The following is an 18989-nucleotide window of genomic DNA, read 5'->3' on the forward strand; positions in this document are numbered from 1 at the left end:
TGTCATCACCGCCTCACTGTAGCCATCTTCTGCTTGTGTGAAACGGTTGCGAGGCGACTTATGCCTGCGCTGGTCGCTGAGATCAGCGTTGAGGAGCTTTACGCATGACCACGTATGCCTAGTGGTTTCACTCCATAATTTACGAGTTCATGACCTTGTGACGCTGCAGTTGAAGATCGTGGCGATTTCCGTGTGCACGGCATCGCTGCTTGCGTAGCGCTTCCACTTTGTACCTGTTATCGCTTTTTCGTAGGAGTACTGTCCCGCTTCTACATCCTCAATCGTTTTAATCTTTTGCCGTTCGTTCTCGCGGCCGGATGTGCTTAGGAGGCGTTTCTTGATATTCGCAAAAACCACGTCATGCGAGGGTTGCAGGTAGAGGAGGTGAATATCGGTTTCCTTGAAGCTCTTGCCATTGGCGGCAAGCGCTGTCGTCAATGCCTCGCGAAACCAATCGTTTGCAAATACTGCTCCTTCGGCCAGAATATGGCCATGATGTTCTCTGACATTCGGGCAGATGGAGTTCAGGCTCGTGAACATTAGTAGTTCAAGGTGCATCGTTGCTGGGTCTTTCGGCCATGATCTCCAGCTATATAGATATGGCTTCCGAATGAATGGAAAGGCGCGCCGAGCGGCATCTGCTTGTAATGAATCTCCTTTGATGCACAAGGCTTGATCGGTATACTGCTTAAGGATAGTTGTCTTGCCACTGCCTGTGTAGCCTGCCAGGAAAATCAAGCTTGCCATTGATATGCTGAAAATCAGTTGCCTCTGTCTCTCTCCAAGTTTACTTGTGGCGGACCTTATTGTCGCCCTTGGTGCGACCAAGGCTATCAAGAGGCCTCAGCCGGATGCTGCCAGTGTGGGCGCCGGATCATGATCAGAACGAGCAGCCCAAGCCATCCAATCAGCCCTCCAACGGGATTGGGATTGGGATTCCCTGGACCGACAAGCCAGACAGGAGCCTGGTTGTTAAGCTGCAAAAGCCCATTTTGCAGCAGAAAAAGCCCGCCTACCAGCCCTCCATGCAGGCCCACGGCTCCCCACAGCAACCCTTGGTCAGCTCTGCGCTGTAGGGCAAGGGCCAATCCAAGCAGGATCAGTCCCCCCAGCAGCGTGACGGACGGCAGACCCTCGTGTTGGTACCAAGGATGCAGCAGCGCGAAGATCGTCGCTTGCAGTCCCAAGGCCCGATTGCTGCTGGTCATGAGCGATAGCTCACCCCACAACCAGCCCCGGAACAAAAGTTCTTCTGCGAATCCAACACCCGCAGCGAGAGCGATGGCATTGGCCAGAATGCCGATATCCCAAGCGCCTGCCCATCGGCCGAGATGCGTGAGCAGGAGGATGGCGACGAACCCAAAAAGCAGCGCGGCGGCTTTCAGACCGCCTCGTAGCAGCGCTCTGACGCAGACCGATGGTGCACCCACAAGTCCGAGCCGTCGCCAGGGTTCTCTTTCGCCCCAGACCAGATACAGCCGTCTGGGTAAGGTCAGGAGAAACAGAACCAGCGCCAGAACAGCGCCAGCAAGATCAACCTGATCAGGCTTGAGCTGCGGGGCGAACCAGAGGAGTGGTCGCGACAGCAGCCAGCCGAGGCCATACAGCAGTGGCACATAGATCGCCGAACTCCACCAGCGAACCCCAATCGCTTTCGGCGAATGCATGGTACGGTCATCCCGTTTTGTCATCAACTCAGGCTTCCGGTTCGATCGTGCTGGTGAGTCCCTTGGCCTTGAGTGATTCGCAGTAAAATTCTGCGGGTTCAATGTCACAGATGATTACCAGACCAATGCCGGTGTTGTGCGCTTCAAGCATCACTGCAATCGCATCTTGTTCGCTGAGTGAGGGAACAACCTGCCTGAGAGTGGCTACCACATATTCCATCGAGTTGATGGGGTCATTGTGGAGCAATACCTTGTAACGCGGAGACGGTTTGCGAGTGCGTTGCTGCTCCTTCTCGATGACAGCGATGCCACCGGATTCTTCTTTGGCTGCTCGGAGCGGCATGGATGCCTGGTCAGTTGCGTTCATCAGGCTCACGGTACGGGAGTCTCGGATCTGCAATCCAGACCGCCATCTTAAAGGGTCACTCGCATGACGCAGCGCAGCCCCAGTTGCTGGGCCCTGGTTTTGCGCCGTCGCCGTGATGGTCTGCCCAAAGGCTGTTGATGGTTTGACTCGGCGCGGAGTCAGTGCAGGTGGTTGTTCCTGATGTAAAGCCTGATCCAGTGCACGAAGGAGCGATAACGGTATTTCGCCAGTGCCACGGCTGGCGCTGGTACGGGTGCTGAGAGATTGAGAAGCTCTTCCACCTGTCTGATCAGCTGATTGACATTTTCTGTTCCTGCGATGGTGCCACCGCCTGCACGAACGGCGGCATGGGAGGCTTCGATTGACTTGTCGCGCAGCATCCTTGCCTCTCGAACGATGTTGACTGCGTCCTGCATGGAGGTGATCCCCGCCTCTACCGATTTCAACAGCTCACATTGGTACGACCTGCATTTTCTGGGTCTTTTCTGATAGCACTCGCATCGACCATCTGATCCGAGATACTGGCAGCCGAGGCGCATGCGAATCTCGCCATTTGACCTGGTGTAAAATTTTCCTTTGTCCTGCAGTCGTTCCTTTTCCTTGGAACTGACTTCTACCCGATCGAAGAGGGTTCCATCGCAGCAGAAGCCGCAGGCCTCGCAAACATGCAAGGGCTCCGAGAACGTACTCTCATGGGTGTGATGTTGTTGTTCGTGGATCGATTCTGCATGACCCCTGTCTTGAGGGCTGTGCTGGTCGTCCTCCCCCAGCTGTTGTTGCGTTGTCATCGCTGGTTTTAAGGGAGGTTGATTGTCAGCCTGCATGTGGTCATTGTCTCTGTCGGGTCCTTCTGCGTTTCTGGGCTGGCGGCTTGGGTCAATCACCTGTCTCCTAGTCATGTGAGCAGATTGGGGCGTTGCGACGTTTAGAGCCTCCATTCATTCTACTTCTTTCGCATGTCTCGCTTGCTATCAGGTGGACAAGCTTTTGAATCCTGAGTTATCTCTGCCGTCCGTCGCGTTGCTCGGCCAGCTCGAATGGCCTACATTGATGCATGCTTTCATGTCCTCCAATGCCTGTTTTCCTCAAGCAGGACCAACGGCCGGTTCTGTTTGTCCACGTTCCCAAGGCAGGTGGGAGTAGCTTTTCATCTGTGATGGTGTCTTGTGGATGGCGGGAGTTGTATAGCATTCGGGGACTGCATGCCGATGCATTGGCATTTGCGCGTTGTTCTCCTCAGCATTGGCATGCCGAAATTCTTGATTGGATGTTCAAACGTGACTGTTTCGCTCATATTGTTGCCGTCTTCAGGGATCCCTTTGAGCGGTTTATGTCTGAATACCGCTGGCAATCTCACCAGGGAATGACTTCAATGCGCCCTGCGGAGTGGACTGCTTTTGTGATTGACTCTTGCCTCCGGGACCCCTACATCTTCGATAATCACATTCGTCCTCAGTCCGACTTTGTGCTTGAGGGTGCAAGCCTTTATCGATTGGAGTCTGAGGGGTTGGCGAAGGCTCTTCGCCAATGCCTCGGCCATGCTTTTCCGATTCCAGGAGCTCATGATCCTGATGGTGTTCCTGTTGTGTTGCCTCGTCTGAAGCAGACTGAGCACCAATCTCCGTTGCGTGATCAGTTTGAGGCGCTGCGTCCTTACATTGAGGATTTCTACCGTAGGGACTACGATCTTCTTGCCTCTTGTTGTGATTGACCTGTCCACCTTTTCCCTGCTTCCTTTCAATGCCTTCTGATTCTTCTGCTTCTATACCTGCCGGTGTCAACCTTTGTTTATTCGGCCTCAATCGCTCTCTCAGTCTGACGATCGAATCGTTACGTCGACGGGTGCTGGTGCCCCTTCGTGACCTGGGTGTCTCTGTTCGCCTGTATGCTTGTTTTGTCAGGCCCTCTGCTCCTGTGGTCAATGTGCGTACAGGAGAAATGCAAGTTTTGCCTGAACGCACTGAGGCAGAGCTTCTCTCCGACGCATCGATTCGTTACGTTGATCAGCAAACCATCGACGCCATTGTTGATTGGCAGGCTATTCTGGCTCCCGGCGATCTTTTCGGTGATGCTTGTCTGGAGGGGGCAGGGGCTCCTTCCGGCTCTGTTTGTAATGCTGTCAGGGCTCTGACGAGCCTGCGTATTGCATACGAAATGATCCCCGAGGCCGACTTGGATCGCCCAGTCATATTCCTGAGGCCGGATTTAGACATTCTTTCGTCTCTGCCTTGGGAAGCTATCTTTTCTGGGTTGTCAACTCGCCCAGGTGTCAATTCTTATGGGCTGGATCGTGGCGTCGCAGTCGTTCCATCCTGGCATCGTTGGGATGGGGTCAATGATCGTTTTGCTGTTTGTTCTTCGGGTGATGCGGCCTATTCCTACGCTCAGAGGGTGAATCTTATCCGTGATTACCTCCGCGTTTCTGCGAGGCCTTTCCATCCGGAGTCTTTTTTGCTCCACGTCTTGACACTGCGCCACATCCGCCCGCTACCGATTGTTGATACTCCGATGGTGCGGATTCGCTGTGAAGGCAGAATCCAGTTGGAGCCCTTTGGTGATGGTCATCAACAGTGGATTTACCCTGCCGCCTCTTGGGAGCGGCTGGTCAGGCTGCATCAGGAGTCCGCTTCCAAGCTGCTTGCCGCAGAACAACTACTTTCCAGGCAAGCTGAGTTAGCAAAACTGGAACCCGCGCTGGCTGCTGCTCGTCAGGAGCTGGAGGCCTTGCGCGGTGAGGTGGAACGTTTGAGGGGTCTGGAGTCAGAGCTTGAGGAGGCGCGTTTGAGCTGCCAGCAGCTGGCGGACCGTGAGCGGGAGCTGGAGGCCTTGCGCGGTGAGGTGGAACGTTTGAGGGGTCTGGAGTCAGAGCTTGAGGAGGCGCGTTTGAGCTGCCAGCAGCTGGCGGACCGTGAGCGGGAGCTGGAGGCCTTGCGTGGTGAGGTGGAACGTTTGAGGGGTCTGGAGCCAGAGCTTGAGGAGGCGCGTTTGAGCTGCCAGCTGCTGGCGGACCGTGAGCGGGAGCTGGAGGCCGTCCGTGGCGAGGTGGAACGCCTGAGGGGTCTGGAGCCAGAGCTTGAGGAGGCGCGTTTGAGCTGCCAGCAGCTGGCGGACCGTGAGCGGGAGCTGGAGGCCGTCCGTGGCGAGGTGGAACGTTTGAGGGGTCTGGAGCCAGAGCTTGAGGAGGCGCGTTTGAGCTGCCAGCAGCTGGCGGACCGTGAGCGGGAGCTGGAGGCCGTCCGTGGCGAGGTGGAACGTTTGAGGGGTCTGGAGTCAGAGCTTGAGGAGTCGCGTTTGAGCTGCCAGCAGCTGGCGGACCGTGAGCGGGAGCTGGAGGCCTTGCGTGGTGAGGTGGAACGTTTGAGGGGTCTGGAGCCAGAGCTTGAGGAGGCGCGTTTGAGCTGCCAGCTGCTGGCGGACCGTGAGCGGGAGCTGGAGGCCGTCCGTGGCGAGGTGGAACGTTTGAGGGGTCTGGAGCCAGAGCTTGAGGAGTCGCGTTTGAGCTGCCAGCAGCTGGCGGACCGTGAGCGGGAGCTGGAGGCCGTCCGTGGCGAGGTGGAACGTTTGAGGGGTCTGGAGCCAGAGCTTGAGGAGGCGCGTTTGAGCTGCCAGCAGCTGGCGGACCGTGAGCGGGAGCTGGAGGCCTTGCGTGGCGAGGTGGAACGCCTGAGGGGACTTGACGGTGAATTTCAGGGCCTTCAGGCCCGCCTAGTCACACTCGACGCAGCTTGGCAGGAGTTGGACATCCTGCGATCTGAACTTCAGAGTTCCAGGCAGGCCATGGGTGAGCTTGATGACCTCCGCCGTGACAACGCCATCTTGATGGAGGAGCTCTCCTGTGCCCAGGAAATGTTGGAACACTGCCTGCAACAACTGGACAGCCGCCCGGACGCATCCGACGTCACGTCCTCACGGGCGCCGCTTCCTGAGCAGCCGTCATCTCCCATGGTTACGGATACTGTCACCATCAATCTCAACCGTTCACGCCTGCTGGCCCCCGTCTGAGTCTGCACACTCTCGCAGTTCCCCCGATGCCCGACCGTCGTTTTCGTTCCACCTTGCGTCGGTTCTTCTCGCCCCACTCTTCACCTGCGATCGCTGATGGCCAGCGCCAGGCAGAACAAAATCCTGTCGCTGTTCTGTTCCGTATCCTTGGGGCTGCCCATGACGGAGCCGATCCGGATGAAGGCCTCCTGGATCAGCTGGCATTCATCCTCGAGCATGAGCCTGCTCATCGCGGCCTGCAGAAGCGTTGGCTGCTGCATCGTCTCCCCGATTCAGAGCTGAGGGAACAGATCGTTGCGCTGCTCGATCGGCATCAGCAGCCCTGGGATGAGATCCCATTTGAGCCTCAGGCTTACGCAGCCTGCTGGACGGACATTGGCAGTGTGCCGGAAGATTGTCATCCTTGGAGTGAGTCTTTCCGTGAGCTCGACTCCGAATTCCAGGGGCAGATTCTTGCTTATGTGGCCCGGCGCAAAACTCGCTATCTCTTTAACCTCAATGAGGCTCGCAATCATGCTCTTCGCCTCGCTGCCCCGCTTGCGCGCTGGGTTTTCCCTTGGGATGGTTGCTGCTTCCTGACTTCAGATGCCTGGCATGTGATTCGTCCTTTGCTGGATCTGCCTGAGCTCGCCTATCTGGCGGTGCCCTCCAGCCTTCTGGATGATAGGCAATCCCTGTTGTGTGGCACAAGCCAGCCGCCCCTTGCGGATGGATTGCCGTTGCTCGGATTCCTCGGTCCCTCGGAGGTGCCCTACAACGCCGGTCTGGACGAGATCGGCGAGGTCGACACGGATCTTCTGCGGCGCCTGGGGCTCCCCGGTCCCTGGTTGCATGAGGAGCCCGATGTCGTTAACTGGTCGGGCTTCGATATCACACCTGTGCCGGATCGCGGCCGGCTTGTGCAGGCCGGTTGGGTGTATCGGCTGCCTCCCCATCCGCCTGGGGATTCCGAAGAGCGCCGCGAGAATGCCCGCCTGAGCGCACGCAGGATTGACATGAAGCTGGTTCGAGAGGCCCTAGATTCCCAGCCACTCCATTGCTGGCACGGACTGGCGGCCGCGAAGGAGTTGATTCCCGGCCTGCAGGCATTCGCCGCGAACGCCAGGGCCGTTCCTCCCCTCAGCGTCACTGACAAGCCTGCAAACTTGGCTGGGCTGCCAGAGCGCCAGTATGTGAATGCCGTGCCTCATTGGCAGAGTCTGGCCGGCAGTGAAAGCACCATTCAGCGCGGTGTTCTGAGCGGTGTTTTATTTCCTGTTGCCGGTGATGTCAGCCAGAACTACGATCGAACGCGTCTGCAGTTGATGGTCGACTGTGTCTGTACCTTGGCGCTTGATTCGCATCTTAATGATGATCAAGAGTCGCGTCGGCATGCTGTGCGTTTGGTTCGAGCATGGTTTCTTGAGCCGGCTACGGCGATGATTCCTGATGGTGCTTATGCACGCCTATCTGGGTCTGAACCAGCGCGCAGCGTTCTTGATGCGGCTCTGGACTTCCGGGATTTCTTCCCTTTGATCGACGCTCTTTCGCTCCTCCTGGAAGCGGGTTGTTTTACGCTCGCTGAGCGTCAGCAGCTTGATGCTTGGTTTGATGCTTTTCTTGCCTGGCTTGCCAGTGAAAGCGCTGTGTTCCTCCAGGCTAATTCTGGCCGGTCAGCCTCAACGTGGTATCACTTGCTGATGTTGGCAATCGCCTCCTATCGCGGGCGACTGAATGTGGCCTGCCAGGTTTTTGACAATCTTCCAGGGCTTCTGGACCGTCAGTTCCGGCCTGATGGTTCGCCCCGATCCGCTCCATCCGGAGTGCCTCTCAGCCATGAGCATCTGTTCAATCTGCAGGCCTGGTCAAATCTGGTGGTGATCACCACCGCACTGGGCCGCGACCTGATGGCGTTCCGTGACAGCAATGGTGTCGCCCTCGTCATGGCCTTTGCTTATGCCCACCGGCATCTGCCTGAGGAGCAATCGTCCCATGCGGGGGTGAGTGCGCGCTCGTGGCTGGCCGCCATGCAGGTGCAGATTCAGCCGGCGGTCAGCTCCGTCGTGGCTCCGGACCTGCCTCCGCTGGCTGATGCCAGCACCGGTCTGCCCCCCTTCTGGACATTATGCAGCCGGGCGGGCATACCTCAGTGACTCTGGATGGAGTTGCCGCTTCAGCCCAGCGCCGCCTGCACGCGCCGCATCGCCTCCAGAACGTTGTCGCGGCTGTTGAACGCCGAGAGACGGAAATACCCCTCACCGGCGGCACCGAAGCCGCTTCCGGGGGTGCCCACCACGTGGGCCTTGCTCAGCAGCAGATCGAAGAAGCCCCAGGAATCCACGCCCTCGGGCGTCCTGATCCAGACGTAGGGGGCCTGCTCACCGCCGTACACCTGCAGCCCGGCGGCACTCAGTTCGCGGCGGATGATTGCTGCGTTCTCCATGTAGAAGCCGATCAGTGCCTTCACCTGGGCCTGGCCCTCGGCTGAATACACCGCTTCGGCGCCGCGCTGCACGATGTAGCTGACGCCGTTGAACTTGGTGCACTGGCGGCGGTTCCACAGGCCCCACAGCTCCACCTTCTCGCCGTTGCTTGCTGTGCCCATCAGGCCGCGGGGCACCACGGTGAGTGCGCAGCGGGTGCCGGTGAAGCCGGCGTTCTTCGAGAAGGAGCGGAACTCGATCGCGCACTCCCGCGCTCCCTCGATCTCATAAATGGAGTGGGGCAGCGATGGATCCTGGATGAACGCCTCGTAGGCGGCGTCGAACAGGATCAGGGCATCGTTGGCGCGGGCATAGTCCACCCAGGCTTTGAGCTGCTCCCGGGTGGCGACGGCGCCGGTGGGGTTGTTGGGGAAGCAGAGGTAGATCAGATCCACCTTCTGCGTGGGGATCTGGGCGGTGAAGTTGTTGGCGGCGTTGATGGGCAGGTAGGTGAGGCCGCCGTACTGGCCGGCGTCATCGGCGTCGCCGGTGCGCCCTGCCATCACGTTGCTGTCCACGTACACCGGATACACCGGGTCGGTGACGGCGATGCGGTTGCCTTCGCCCAGGATGTCGAGGATGTTGGCGCTGTCGCACTTGCTGCCGTCGGAGACGAAGATCTCCTCTGCGCTGATCTGGCAGCCGCGCGCCTGGAAGTCGTGCTGTGCGATGGCCTCGCGCAGCCACAGGTAGCCCTGCTCCGGCCCGTAGCCGTGGAACCCCTCGCGGGTGCCCATCTCATCGACGGCCGCCTTCATGGCGTCCCGGCAGGCCTGCGGCAGTGGCTCGGTGACATCGCCGATGCCCAGGCGGATGATCGCGGCGTCCGGGTTGGCCTCACTGAAGGCCTTGACGCGCCGGGCGATCTCGGGGAACAGGTAGCCCGCCTTGAGCTTGAGGTAGTTGCCGTTGACCTGGACCATGGAGGGGCGGGCGCCGTGCGCGCAGTCGGATCGCCGGATTGTCCTATGGCGGCGGTGCCGCTGGCGGCTGAATCGCGGCACCGGCCTCCACGGGAGGCCGCACCCAGATACCGGACCAGGCTCTGCGGGCCAGATCCAACGGGCCGATCGGCTGGGCCTGCTCTGGCTGCATACGATCGAGCCAGTGCCGCCGCGGCTGCCGTGACCTTGACCCCGCTCAGCGCCGACGCAGGCCGCTCCGATATGAGATCTGTCCCGGCCGGCCATGCCCCGATCGACTTCAACGTCGTGGTGGACCGCCACATGTCGAAGCCGGCCCGCTATCTCGGCAATGAGCGCGGTGTGCTCGCCCGCGACTGGAGAGAGGCCTGGCCTGCCGCCGGCGTGCGCTGGTGCCTCACCTATCCAGAGATCTACGAGGTGGGCGCGAGCAACAGCGGCCACATCATTCTCTATTCGATCCTCAACAGCGTTCCCGGCCAGCTGTGCGACCGCAGCTACCTGCCGGCGCCGGATCTTGCCGAGCGCCTGCGCCTCACCCACACGCCCCTGTTCGCGGTCGAAAGCCGCATGCCGCTGCCGGCCTTTGACATCCTCGGCTTCTCTCTGAGCTATGAGCTGGGCGCCACCAACATCCTGGCGATGCTGGATCTGGCCGGGATTCCGCTCCGCGCCGCCGATCGGGGTGACCTGCCGCTGAATCATTCCGAGGCGCCGCCGCTGATCTTTGCCGGCGGCCCCACCGCCACCAGCAACCCGGAGCCCTACGCCGCCTTCTTTGACTTCTTCGCTCTCGGCGACGGCGAAGAGCTCCTGCCGGAGATCGGCCTCGTGGTGGCGGAGGCACGCTCATCCGGGCTGAGCCGCCGCGAGCTGCTGCGCGACCTGGCCCAGGTGCCGGGCGTCTATGTGCCTTCGCTCTACGCGCCCGGCGCCGACGGGGTGACGATCGAGCCGCTTGAGCCTGGCCTGCCAGGGCGGATCCTGCGGCGCACGGCCACGCCGATGCCGCACTACGCCATGGGCCTGGTGCCGCACATCGAAACCGTGCATGACCGGCTGACGGTGGAGATCCGCCGCGGCTGCACCCGCGGTTGCCGCTTCTGCCAGCCCGGCATGCTCACCCGCCCCGCCCGCGACGTGGAGCCCGAGGCGGTGATCGAGGCGGTGGAGGAAGGGATGCGCCGCACCGGCTACAGCGACTTCTCGCTGCTGTCGCTGAGCTGCAGCGACTACCTGGCCCTGCCGGCGGTGGGGGTGGAGCTGCGCAACCGCCTGGCGGAGAGCAACGTCAGCCTCACCCTGCCCAGTCAGCGGGTGGACCGCTTCGACAGCGACATCGCCCACATCCTCGGCGGAACCCGCCGCGCCGGCCTCACCTTCGCCCCCGAGGCCGGCACCCAGCGGCTGCGCGACATCGTCAACAAGGGCCTCACCGACGCGGAGCTGCTGCGGGGCATCCGCACCGCCATGGAGAGCGGCTACCGCAAGGTCAAGCTCTATTTCATGATCGGCCTGCCCGGCGAATGCGACGCCGACGTGCTGGGCATCGCCGACACCTGCCGCTCGCTGCAGCAGCAGTGCCGTGACATCGGCCGGCTGGAGCTGAATCTGACGATCAGCAACTTCACCCCCAAGCCTCACACGCCGTTCCAGTGGCACAGCGTCAGCACCGCCGAGTTCCGGCGTCGCCAGGAGCTGCTGCGCCAGGCCCTGCGCCAGCTGCGGGGGATCAAGGTGAACTTCACCGATGTGCGCCTCTCGGCGGTGGAGGACTTCATCGGTCGCAGCGATCGTCGCCTGGCGCCGGTGATCGAGGCCGCCTGGCGGGCGGGAGCCGGTCTGGATGCCTGGTTCGAATCGGCGGAGCGCACCCACACCGCCTGGACCACCGCGATGGAGGAGGCCGGCCTGGGCGGTCGCTACCGCGAACTGGAGATGGGCGGCTGGGGCTCCACCGAGACCATGGACCCGGAGCAGCGCGCCGCCTTCTGCCGTCAGCCCCTGCCCTGGGACCACATCGACAGCGGCGTCGACAAGGCCTGGCTGGCCGAGGATCTGGAGCGGGCCCTGGCGGCGGTCGTGGTGCCCGACTGCTCCTTCGACGGCTGCAGCCACTGCGGCGTCTGCGGTCCGGAGCTGGGCCACAACGTCGTGATCCCGCCGCCGCCGGTGCCACCGGCGCTGCCGGCGCGCGCTCCGGCCAGCGAGCGGGTCAGCCGGTTGCGCTTCGGCTTCTCGCGTACGGGCTCGCTGGCGCGTATCAGCCATCTCGACAGCGTGCGGCTGATGGAGCGGGCTCTGCGTCGCAGCGCTCTGCCGGTGAGCTTCTCAGGCGGTTTCCATCCCCTGCCGCGGCTGCAGTTCGCCCTCTCGCTGCCCCTGGGTGTGGAGGGCCTGGGGGAATGGTTCGACCTGGAGTTCACCGAGCTCCCGGAGCGGCTCGATCCGCAGGCGACGCGCCGTGCCCTGCAGGCCGAGCTGCCCGAGGAGTTCCAGCTGCTGTCGGTGTCAGCGGTGCCGGTGTCGGCGCCCAGCCTGTCCCAGGAGGTGATCCGGGCACAGTGGCGTTTCCTGCTGCAGGCTCCGGCAGCCGCGGTAGGCCCCTGGCCGGCGCAGGATGGCTGGGACGGGGCGATTGCGGACCTGCTCCAGTCCGATGCGCTGATCTGGAACGACACCGACAAGAAGGGGCGTCCCCGCAGCCGTGACTGTCGCCCGGCGTTGCTGCAACTCAGCCGCAGCGGAGAAGGCCCGACCGGTTCGAGCTCGCCCTCTCTCCGGCTGGATCTGGAGGCTGCTGTCGATCCGGCCGGGCGCAGCCTGCGCCCCGAGCAGATCGCCCAGTGGCTCGGTGAGCGCCTGGCGATCCCGCTGGAGCCCACGCAGGTGCAGCGCCGGAGCCTGGTGCTGCGCTCGTGCTAACTTGCCACCAAGACGGATGATCGGTCCTGGGACTATCCCTCAACAGGGATTCCTGAGTGACCATTCCGCTCAGGTCTGATCGGATCAGTTTCTTCCGATTCGTGTTCATGCCTGACGGGATCCGGCTCCAGAGACCGGCCTCAGGGCTGTGCTCTCAGCCAGGGTCTGCCAGACCCGGCTCACCGTCAGACGCTTCCCTCCGATCGCTCGCTTCTCTAGCGAACCCCACATCGGGTAGCGCTTTTCTTTCATTTCCGGCCGTTGTCCGGTGCGCCCCGCAGAGCGCAGGATCCGCTGATCCCCTTCCGGCCAACCCCGACCATCCGGTCGGCAGCTCCTGCCCCCGATGGTGAACCCGATCCAGGGCGGGCCGGCACGCTTTCTTATCCACGCTGTCCGCGTCAGGAATCCTTCCCCGAACGCCGTCCCTTCAGGACAGGCATCCGGCCACGCCGACAGATCACCTGCCCAGCGGCGGCAGGGCTCCCCGAGTCGAGCCAGCTTTTTCCATGCCCCAGCAGATCGTCATCGCCGAGCAGCTGCGGATCGCCGCCGTGCTCAGCGACGAACGCGTCGATGAATTGGTGGTGGCCCAGGGCCGCTATCAGATCGGCGATGTCTACCTCGGAACCGTTGAGAATGTTCTCCCCGGGATCGATGCCGCTTTCGTCAACATCGGCGAGAGCGAAAAGAACGGTTTCATCCACATCACCGACCTCGGCCCCCTGCGGCTGAAGAAGGGTGGTGCCGGCATCACCGAACTTCTGGAGCCACGCCAGAAGGTGCTGGTTCAGGTGATGAAGGAGCCCACCGGCAGCAAGGGCCCCCGGCTCACCGGCAACCTCACCCTTCCAGGCCGCTTTCTGGTGCTCCAGCCCTATGGCCAGGGGGTGAACATCTCGCGCCGGATCAACGGCGAGAACGAGCGCAACCGCCTGCGGGCGCTCGGGGTGTTGATCAAGCCCCCCGGAGCCGGACTGCTGATCCGCACCGAGGCGGAAGGGGTGGCCGAAGAGCAGCTGATCGACGATCTCGAGGCGCTGCTGCGTCAGTGGGAGGCGATCCAGCAGGCGGCCGAGACCGCCACGCCGCCGGTGCTGCTCAACCGCGACGAGGACTTCATCCACCGCGTCCTGCGCGACCTGTTCAGCCCTGAGCTGGTGCGTGTGGTGGTGGATTCGGCCGATGCCGTCGCCCGCGTCAAGGCCTTCCTGGGGCCGGATCAGGCCAACGTCAGCGTTGAGGCCCACAGTGAGTCCGGCGAGATTCTTGAGCACTTCAAGGTCAACGCGGCCATCCGCGATGCGCTCAAGCCGCGGGTGGAGCTCCCATCCGGCGGCTACATCATCATCGAGCCCACCGAGGCGCTCACGGTGATCGATGTCAACTCAGGCTCGTTCACCCGCTCCGCCAACGCCCGCGAGACGGTCCTGTGGACCAATTGCGAGGCGGCTGTCGAGATCGCCCGCCAGCTGAAGCTGCGCAACATCGGCGGGGTGGTGATCGTCGATTTCATCGACATGGATTCACGCCGTGATCAGCTGCAGCTGCTCGAGCATTTCACCCAGGCCGTCCGCGACGATGCCGCCCGTCCCCAGATCGCCCAGCTCACCGAACTGGGCCTGGTGGAGCTGACGCGCAAGCGCCAGGGCCAGAACATCTATGAGCTGTTCGGCCGTCCCTGCCCCAGCTGCGGTGGCCTCGGCCATGTGGCGGTGCTTCCCGGCCGCGACACCCTTCAGCCCCTGGCCACCGTTTCCGGCCTGGTGCGTTCGGTCACCGCCACCCGCTCGGATCTGCCGGCGGCGGCGGCGGCGGCGGTGGTTCCCAGCGAAAACGGCAGCGGTCGCCGTCGCCGCGGTGGCCGTGGTGGTCGCGGTGGCGATGCCGGCGAGGCCGTTGCCGTGGTGGAGGCCCCTGCCTATCCCAGCGCCGAACCCAGTCCCGAGCGCGGCGAAGCCCCCACCCGCCGGGTCGAGCATGAGTTCGTGGCGGTGCCGATGCAGCCCGAACAGGAGCGCGTCTACGGCTGGTTCGGGCTCAATCCGGCCCTGCTGCTCGATCCGATGCCCAGCGGCGACAACCTGGTGGTGCGGGTGGTACGTCCGGGATCCGATCCCGAGGAGGTGCTCGAACAGGCCCGGCAGCAGCTGGCCGTCTCCGGTTCCCGCCGCCGCCGCCGCGGCCGCGGCGGCGAGGGTCGCGGCACTGTCCTGGCGGAGGGAGGCAGCGAGGCTGCGTCTGAAGCCAATGGCAGCGGTGCGCCCGCGGCGCTGGCAGAGCCCATGCTCACGATCACGCCCCTTCCCGAGAGCCAGGAGCCTGTCGCCCCCGAGACGCCTGCGGCCCCCGAGATCAAGGAGGAGCCACTCAGCGACGCCCCGCCCACCCGTCGTCGCCGGCGTTCCAGCACCGCCGCTGTTGAGGAGTCCTCTGCGGTGGACACCGTCACCTCGCCCTCCGCTGCCGAGGCCAGCGCCCCTGCCGGCAACGAGGAGGAGGCCGCTTCCGAACCGCGCCGCCGCCGCCGCCGCTCCTCCGCCAGCGGCTGAGCGGTTGGCCTCCCGTGTCGACCGCAGCGGCGATCCCTGGGATGGTCGCGACCCGGCGATCTGTGCCGGGGTGGACGAAGTGGGCCGCGGTTGCCTGTTCGGCCCGGTGTTCGCGGCCGCCGCGGTGGTGGATGCTGAGGCCATCACGCTCCTGCAGGCTGCAGGCCTCACCGACAGCAAGCAACTCTCGGCGCGGCGCCGGGCGGCTCTGGTGCCGCTGATTCAGACCCATGCCCGCGCCTGGGCCCTGGGTCAGGCGAGTGCGGGTGAGATCGATCGCCATGGCATTCGAACTGCCACAGAGCGGGCGATGCGCCGTGCCCTGCACCGCCTGCCGGCGTCTCCGGAGCTGCTGCTGGTGGACGGCGTCCTGCCGCTGCGGGGCTGGAACGGCGAACAGCGCACGCTCGTGGCCGGTGATCAACGCTGTGCGGCGATCGCCGCCGCCAGCGTGCTTGCCAAGGAGGCCCGTGACGCCTTGCTGCGGCGCCTGGCAGTCCGCTACCCCGGGTATGGCCTGGAGCGCCATGTGGGCTATGGCACGGCCGTGCATCGCCAGGCGATTCTGAAGTTGGGCCCGACGCCGCTGCACAGGCGCAGTTTTCTGCGCAACCTGCTGGCGGCCGAGGGATCTCTCCAGGGCTGAGGCTCAGGCGGCGCTGCTTCCAGGCTGCCGCTCCTGGCACCAATGGCGAAAATCCGCCAGCAGCTGCTGGCCGACGCGGTTGCGGATGCCCAGCAGGATGCCCGCCAGGATCGAGTGCCCGGTGGCCTCGAGGATGCGCGGGGGGATCAGTTTCAGGAGCGGCGGCTGGCTGACCGTGACCGAAAGGCTGGCCTCGCCTTCCAGGCCCTCGCCGGAGGCCTCCAGCCAGGAGTCCAGGGTCAGCTGGAAATCATCGACCAGTCCCAGCCCTTCGAGCTGGCAGTCGAGAGCCTGCAGTTCGAGGCGGCCCTCATGGCAGTGGGCCTGCAGTTCCACGATCGGCTGGATGTGGAGTTGGAACACCTGCACGCGGGTCACCGTGTAGCGGTAATGCCCGGGACCGAGGGGCTGCAGCTGGCGTCGATCGAGCAGCGCCCCGACCACCCGCTCCTCGTCACGCAGGTAGTCGGCCAGCTCCTCGAGGTTCTCGCGGACGGGCAGAGCCAGTTGCTGTCGGGCGCTGAACGCCAGGGTCATGGCATGGAGCCCGGCAGGGCATGATCCTATCCGTCTCGTTTTCCCGCCTCCGCGCCATGCGTCTCGCCTTTCTTGGCCCCGTCGGCACCTATGGCGAGCGGGCGGCCCAGCAGCTGGTGCAGCTCGAGGGTCTTGCGGAGGTCACCTACGTTCCCCAGGCGGGTATCCGGGCCGTGATCCAGAGCCTGGCCAGCGGCGACTGTGAGGCCGCCGTCGTGCCCGTGGAGAACTCGGTGGAGGGAGGGGTCACCACCTGCCTCGATGCCCTCTGGGAGCATCCCGACCTGGCGATCGCCAGGGCGCTGGTGCTGCCGATCCGCCATGCCCTTCTCGGCAGCGGCCCCCTCGAGGGGATCAGCGAGGTGCTCTCCCATCCACAGGCCCTGGCCCAGTGCGCCCAGTGGCTGGAGCAACAGCTGCCCACGGCGCTGCAGTTGCCAACCAGCTCGACAGCGGAGGCAGCCCGCATGGTGCGCGGCAGCCGTTTCCGCGGCGCCATCGCCTCTCTCGAGGCTGCCGGCGAACATGGCCTCAGCGTGATCGCCTATCCGATCAACGATGTGCCCGGCAATTGCACCCGCTTCCTGCTGCTTCGCCGCGGAGAGCGTGCCACGGAAGGGCCGCTGGTGAGCCTGGCCTTCTCGCTGCTCTCCAACCGTCCCGGGGCGCTGCTGGAGGCTCTGGGCTGCTTCGCGGGCGAGGGCCTCAACATGACGCGGATTGAATCCCGTCCCTCCAAGCGGGAGCTGGGCGAATACATCTTCTTCGTGGATCTCGAGTGCGGCGAAGCCGGCGAGGCTCTGGAGAGTGCCCTGGAGCGGCTGCGACCCCTGTGTGAGCACCTGGTGCTGTTCGGTGCCTACCCACTCACCACCGCCACCACCGGCGATGGGGAGTGAGGCACGCACTGATGGCCGTCAGATCCGGTTCTGATCGTCCGGTTTGCGGCCGCGGAACACCCCGAACTGCATGAGGCCGTTGCGGAAGGCCCAGTCCATCAGAAGCAGCGTCGGGGTCTCCCGAAGTCCCTGCAGCACGGCACCGGGGCCCAGGCTCAGCACGGCGACGGGCCGGCGGACACCCTCGACGATCGAGTCGATCCAGGAGGGAAGCGTGGCGGGGGTCCAGTCATCGGTGTCGACCCTGATGCCGTTGCCCCAGCGACTCGCCTGCAGGTTGGCCTGCAGTGAACGGATGCTGGCGAACTCGGGGTGGGCCCACTGGTCGAGGAGCTGGCGCATCACCCAGCGTTCAACGCGGCTCATGGCGCCATCGCTGGGATCGCGCCGGTTCCAGTCGGCTACCGCCAGCAGGCCGCCGGGGCGAAGCACCCTCAGGAGCTCATCGGCATAGCGCTGCTTGTCTGGCATGTGCGGGCCGGCCTCGACGCTCCACACGGCGTCGAAACCCTTTCCGGGGGCACCATCCGGTAGCTCCAGGTCGAGCGCATCCATCACCGCGAAGCGGCAGGTTCTCAGGCTGGCCGGGGTGAGCTGGCGGGCGCGCTCGATCTGGGCGGGGCTGATGCTGATGCCCAGCACCTCCAGCCCGTAGTCGCGAGCCAGGATGCGGGCGCTGCCTCCGATTCCGCAGCCGACGTCCAGCACGGTGGAGCCAGGCGGCAGCTGATCGAGCCCGCTCCAGCGCACCAGTTCATGCACGAACTCCTCCTTGGCGGCGCGGAAGTCGCGGCGGTGAGGAGGATCGCCGTAGTGGCCCAGGTGCACGTGCTCTCCCCAGAGGCGTTCGAGGAGGCGGTCCTGGGTCCAGCGGTCGTAGGCGTCGGCGACGCTGGCACTGTCCTGGTACCGGCGGTTGCGTCGCAGCCAGAGGGCGGAGGAGCCAAGGAGGATCAGCGAGATCAGCAGCAGCAGCTGCCAGGGGAGCATCATTCGCCGTCCAGCTCCTCAAGGCTGGAGCGTCGGGGATCGCTGCCGGTGAGCGTGTCCTTCAGCACCGTCCGGGCCGCCAGCTGACGGCGGGTCTGGTCGAGCAGTTCATATTCCTGACGCAGGCGCTCGCCGGTGTCGGTGATCTCCAGCAGTGCCTGCTGGTGGTCCGCCACCGGTCCACCGAGATGGGAGCCGATCCAGAAGGAGAGCTCCCGCGGCAGGTCGGGCAGATCCGCCGGCAGGCTTGAGGGTTTGCCGATCAGCTTGCCGGTGAGCTCCACCACATCACGCAGCGCCTGCGACACCTGGTCGGTCAGGGCGGTCAGCGCATCATGGTCATCGCTGACCTCATCCTCGATCCAGCTCACCAGGCCCACCCGGAAGGGGGCTTCGCGCACGATGTTCAGCACCCGGAAGCGTTGCTGACCGAGGGTGACGATGTTGCTGCGGTCGTCCTCCTGGTTCTGGCAGTGGAGAATCTCGGCGCAGCAGCCCACATCGGCCATCTTCTGCTGTTGCGGATCCCAGCGCACCACGCCGAAGCGGCGGTCTTCGGCCATCACCGTGCGCAGCATCATGCGGTAACGCGGCTCAAAGATATGGAGCGGCAGCACTTCCTGGGGGAAGAGCACCACGTCGGGCAGGGGAAACAGCGGCAGTTCCCGCACGGCGAGTTCGCTCACGCCACCAGGCTGCCGCGGGAGTCGCGGCAGGCAGGGGTGGACAGGGGCTGAGGGGGGCAGTGCGGGCAGCGCAACGCGGATGAATCATGGAAGAGCGAGATCCTAGAAACGGGCCGTGCCGCGTCGCTGGAAGCGGGGGGCGCCGTCGGGTCCACGTGCTGCCGGAGCAGGACGCCACGGTCAGCCGGCGGCTTCGGGATGTGTTCCCTGTCTCCGGTCCGGAGACAGCAGCGGTGAGCAGGTCACACCAGGCCGCGGGAGGTCTGAAGCGAAGGGGCAGCTGCCACAGCCTCTGCACGCAAACAAAATGCGGGAGGCAGGCGTACGAGCCTG

Annotated in this window: 15 protein-coding genes; 7 read left to right on the forward strand and 8 right to left on the reverse strand. The window is 63.9% G+C overall.

The window, feature by feature from the left end:
- Positions 1-147 precede the first annotated feature (147 nt).
- From H8F25_RS14625 to H8F25_RS14640, 4 genes are all read right to left on the reverse strand, one after another.
- Positions 148-747: a zeta toxin family protein gene (locus tag H8F25_RS14625; protein ID WP_197211033.1), complete on the reverse strand. Its 600-nt coding sequence runs from the start codon at positions 745-747 to the stop codon at positions 148-150.
- 86 nt (positions 748-833) lie between these two features.
- On the reverse strand, positions 834-1691 hold the full coding sequence (locus H8F25_RS14630; RefSeq protein WP_231596881.1) for a CPBP family intramembrane glutamic endopeptidase: 858 nt from the start codon (positions 1689-1691) through the stop codon (positions 834-836).
- Positions 1692-1695: 4 nt separating this feature from the next.
- Positions 1696-2034, reverse strand: coding sequence for an ATP-dependent Clp protease adapter ClpS (clpS, locus tag H8F25_RS14635; protein ID WP_231596882.1), 339 nt, complete (start codon positions 2032-2034; stop codon positions 1696-1698).
- Between the two features lie 158 nt (positions 2035-2192).
- Complete coding sequence (locus H8F25_RS14640) at positions 2193-2858, reverse strand: YkgJ family cysteine cluster protein (RefSeq protein WP_197211034.1); 666 nt, start codon at positions 2856-2858, stop codon at positions 2193-2195.
- A 248-nt stretch (positions 2859-3106) separates the two neighbouring features.
- On the opposite strand from H8F25_RS14640, the gene H8F25_RS14645 reads away from it, so the two are divergent.
- From H8F25_RS14645 to H8F25_RS14655, 3 genes are all read left to right on the forward strand, one after another.
- Positions 3107-3745 carry a sulfotransferase family 2 domain-containing protein gene (locus H8F25_RS14645; protein WP_197211035.1) on the forward strand — a complete coding sequence of 213 codons (639 nt, stop codon included), beginning with the start codon at positions 3107-3109 and terminating at the stop codon, positions 3743-3745.
- A gap of 1013 nt (positions 3746-4758) precedes the next feature.
- Positions 4759-6036: a hypothetical protein gene (locus H8F25_RS14650; RefSeq protein ID WP_197211036.1), complete on the forward strand. Its 1278-nt coding sequence runs from the start codon at positions 4759-4761 to the stop codon at positions 6034-6036.
- A gap of 26 nt (positions 6037-6062) precedes the next feature.
- Entirely contained in the window at positions 6063-8168 is a 2106-nt protein-coding gene (locus tag H8F25_RS14655) for an alginate lyase family protein (RefSeq protein WP_197211037.1), read from the forward strand.
- A 20-nt stretch (positions 8169-8188) separates the two neighbouring features.
- Here the strand turns inward: H8F25_RS14655 and H8F25_RS14660 are convergent, their stop codons facing one another.
- Positions 8189-9421, reverse strand: a complete 1233-nt coding sequence (locus H8F25_RS14660) for an LL-diaminopimelate aminotransferase (protein WP_197211038.1) — start codon at positions 9419-9421, stop codon at positions 8189-8191.
- 243 nt (positions 9422-9664) lie between these two features.
- On the opposite strand from H8F25_RS14660, the gene H8F25_RS14665 reads away from it, so the two are divergent.
- The 3 genes from H8F25_RS14665 (at position 9665) to H8F25_RS14675 (ending at position 15544) form a co-directional block, all read left to right on the forward strand.
- Entirely contained in the window at positions 9665-12346 is a 2682-nt protein-coding gene (locus tag H8F25_RS14665) for a TIGR03960 family B12-binding radical SAM protein (protein ID WP_197213930.1), read from the forward strand.
- A 509-nt stretch (positions 12347-12855) separates the two neighbouring features.
- On the forward strand, positions 12856-14898 hold the full coding sequence (locus H8F25_RS14670) for an Rne/Rng family ribonuclease (protein WP_231596883.1): 2043 nt from the start codon (positions 12856-12858) through the stop codon (positions 14896-14898).
- A gap of 4 nt (positions 14899-14902) precedes the next feature.
- Positions 14903-15544: a ribonuclease HII gene (locus H8F25_RS14675; RefSeq protein ID WP_231596884.1), complete on the forward strand. Its 642-nt coding sequence runs from the start codon at positions 14903-14905 to the stop codon at positions 15542-15544.
- A 3-nt stretch (positions 15545-15547) separates the two neighbouring features.
- Here H8F25_RS14675 and H8F25_RS14680 read toward each other — a convergent pair whose 3' ends face one another.
- A complete protein-coding gene (locus H8F25_RS14680; protein WP_197211040.1) occupies positions 15548-16081 on the reverse strand; it encodes a DUF1997 domain-containing protein in 534 nt (177 codons plus the stop codon).
- Between the two features lie 56 nt (positions 16082-16137).
- Between H8F25_RS14680 and pheA the strand changes: the two genes are divergently transcribed.
- The gene (gene pheA / locus H8F25_RS14685) at positions 16138-16980 is read left to right on the forward strand and encodes a prephenate dehydratase (RefSeq protein WP_197211041.1); all 843 of its coding nucleotides are present in this window, start codon (positions 16138-16140) and stop codon (positions 16978-16980) included.
- Between the two features lie 18 nt (positions 16981-16998).
- On the opposite strand, the gene H8F25_RS14690 is transcribed toward pheA, so the two are convergent.
- On the reverse strand, positions 16999-17973 hold the full coding sequence (locus H8F25_RS14690) for a methyltransferase domain-containing protein (protein WP_304623259.1): 975 nt from the start codon (positions 17971-17973) through the stop codon (positions 16999-17001).
- Positions 17970-18656 carry an LON peptidase substrate-binding domain-containing protein gene (locus H8F25_RS14695; RefSeq protein ID WP_197211042.1) on the reverse strand — a complete coding sequence of 229 codons (687 nt, stop codon included), beginning with the start codon at positions 18654-18656 and terminating at the stop codon, positions 17970-17972. Before H8F25_RS14695 ends, H8F25_RS14690 begins: the two co-directional genes overlap by 4 nt.
- Positions 18657-18989: the final 333 nt, after the last annotated feature.

This window comes from Synechococcus sp. CBW1004, assembly GCF_015840715.1.
GTDB lineage: Bacteria > Cyanobacteriota > Cyanobacteriia > PCC-6307 > Cyanobiaceae > Cyanobium.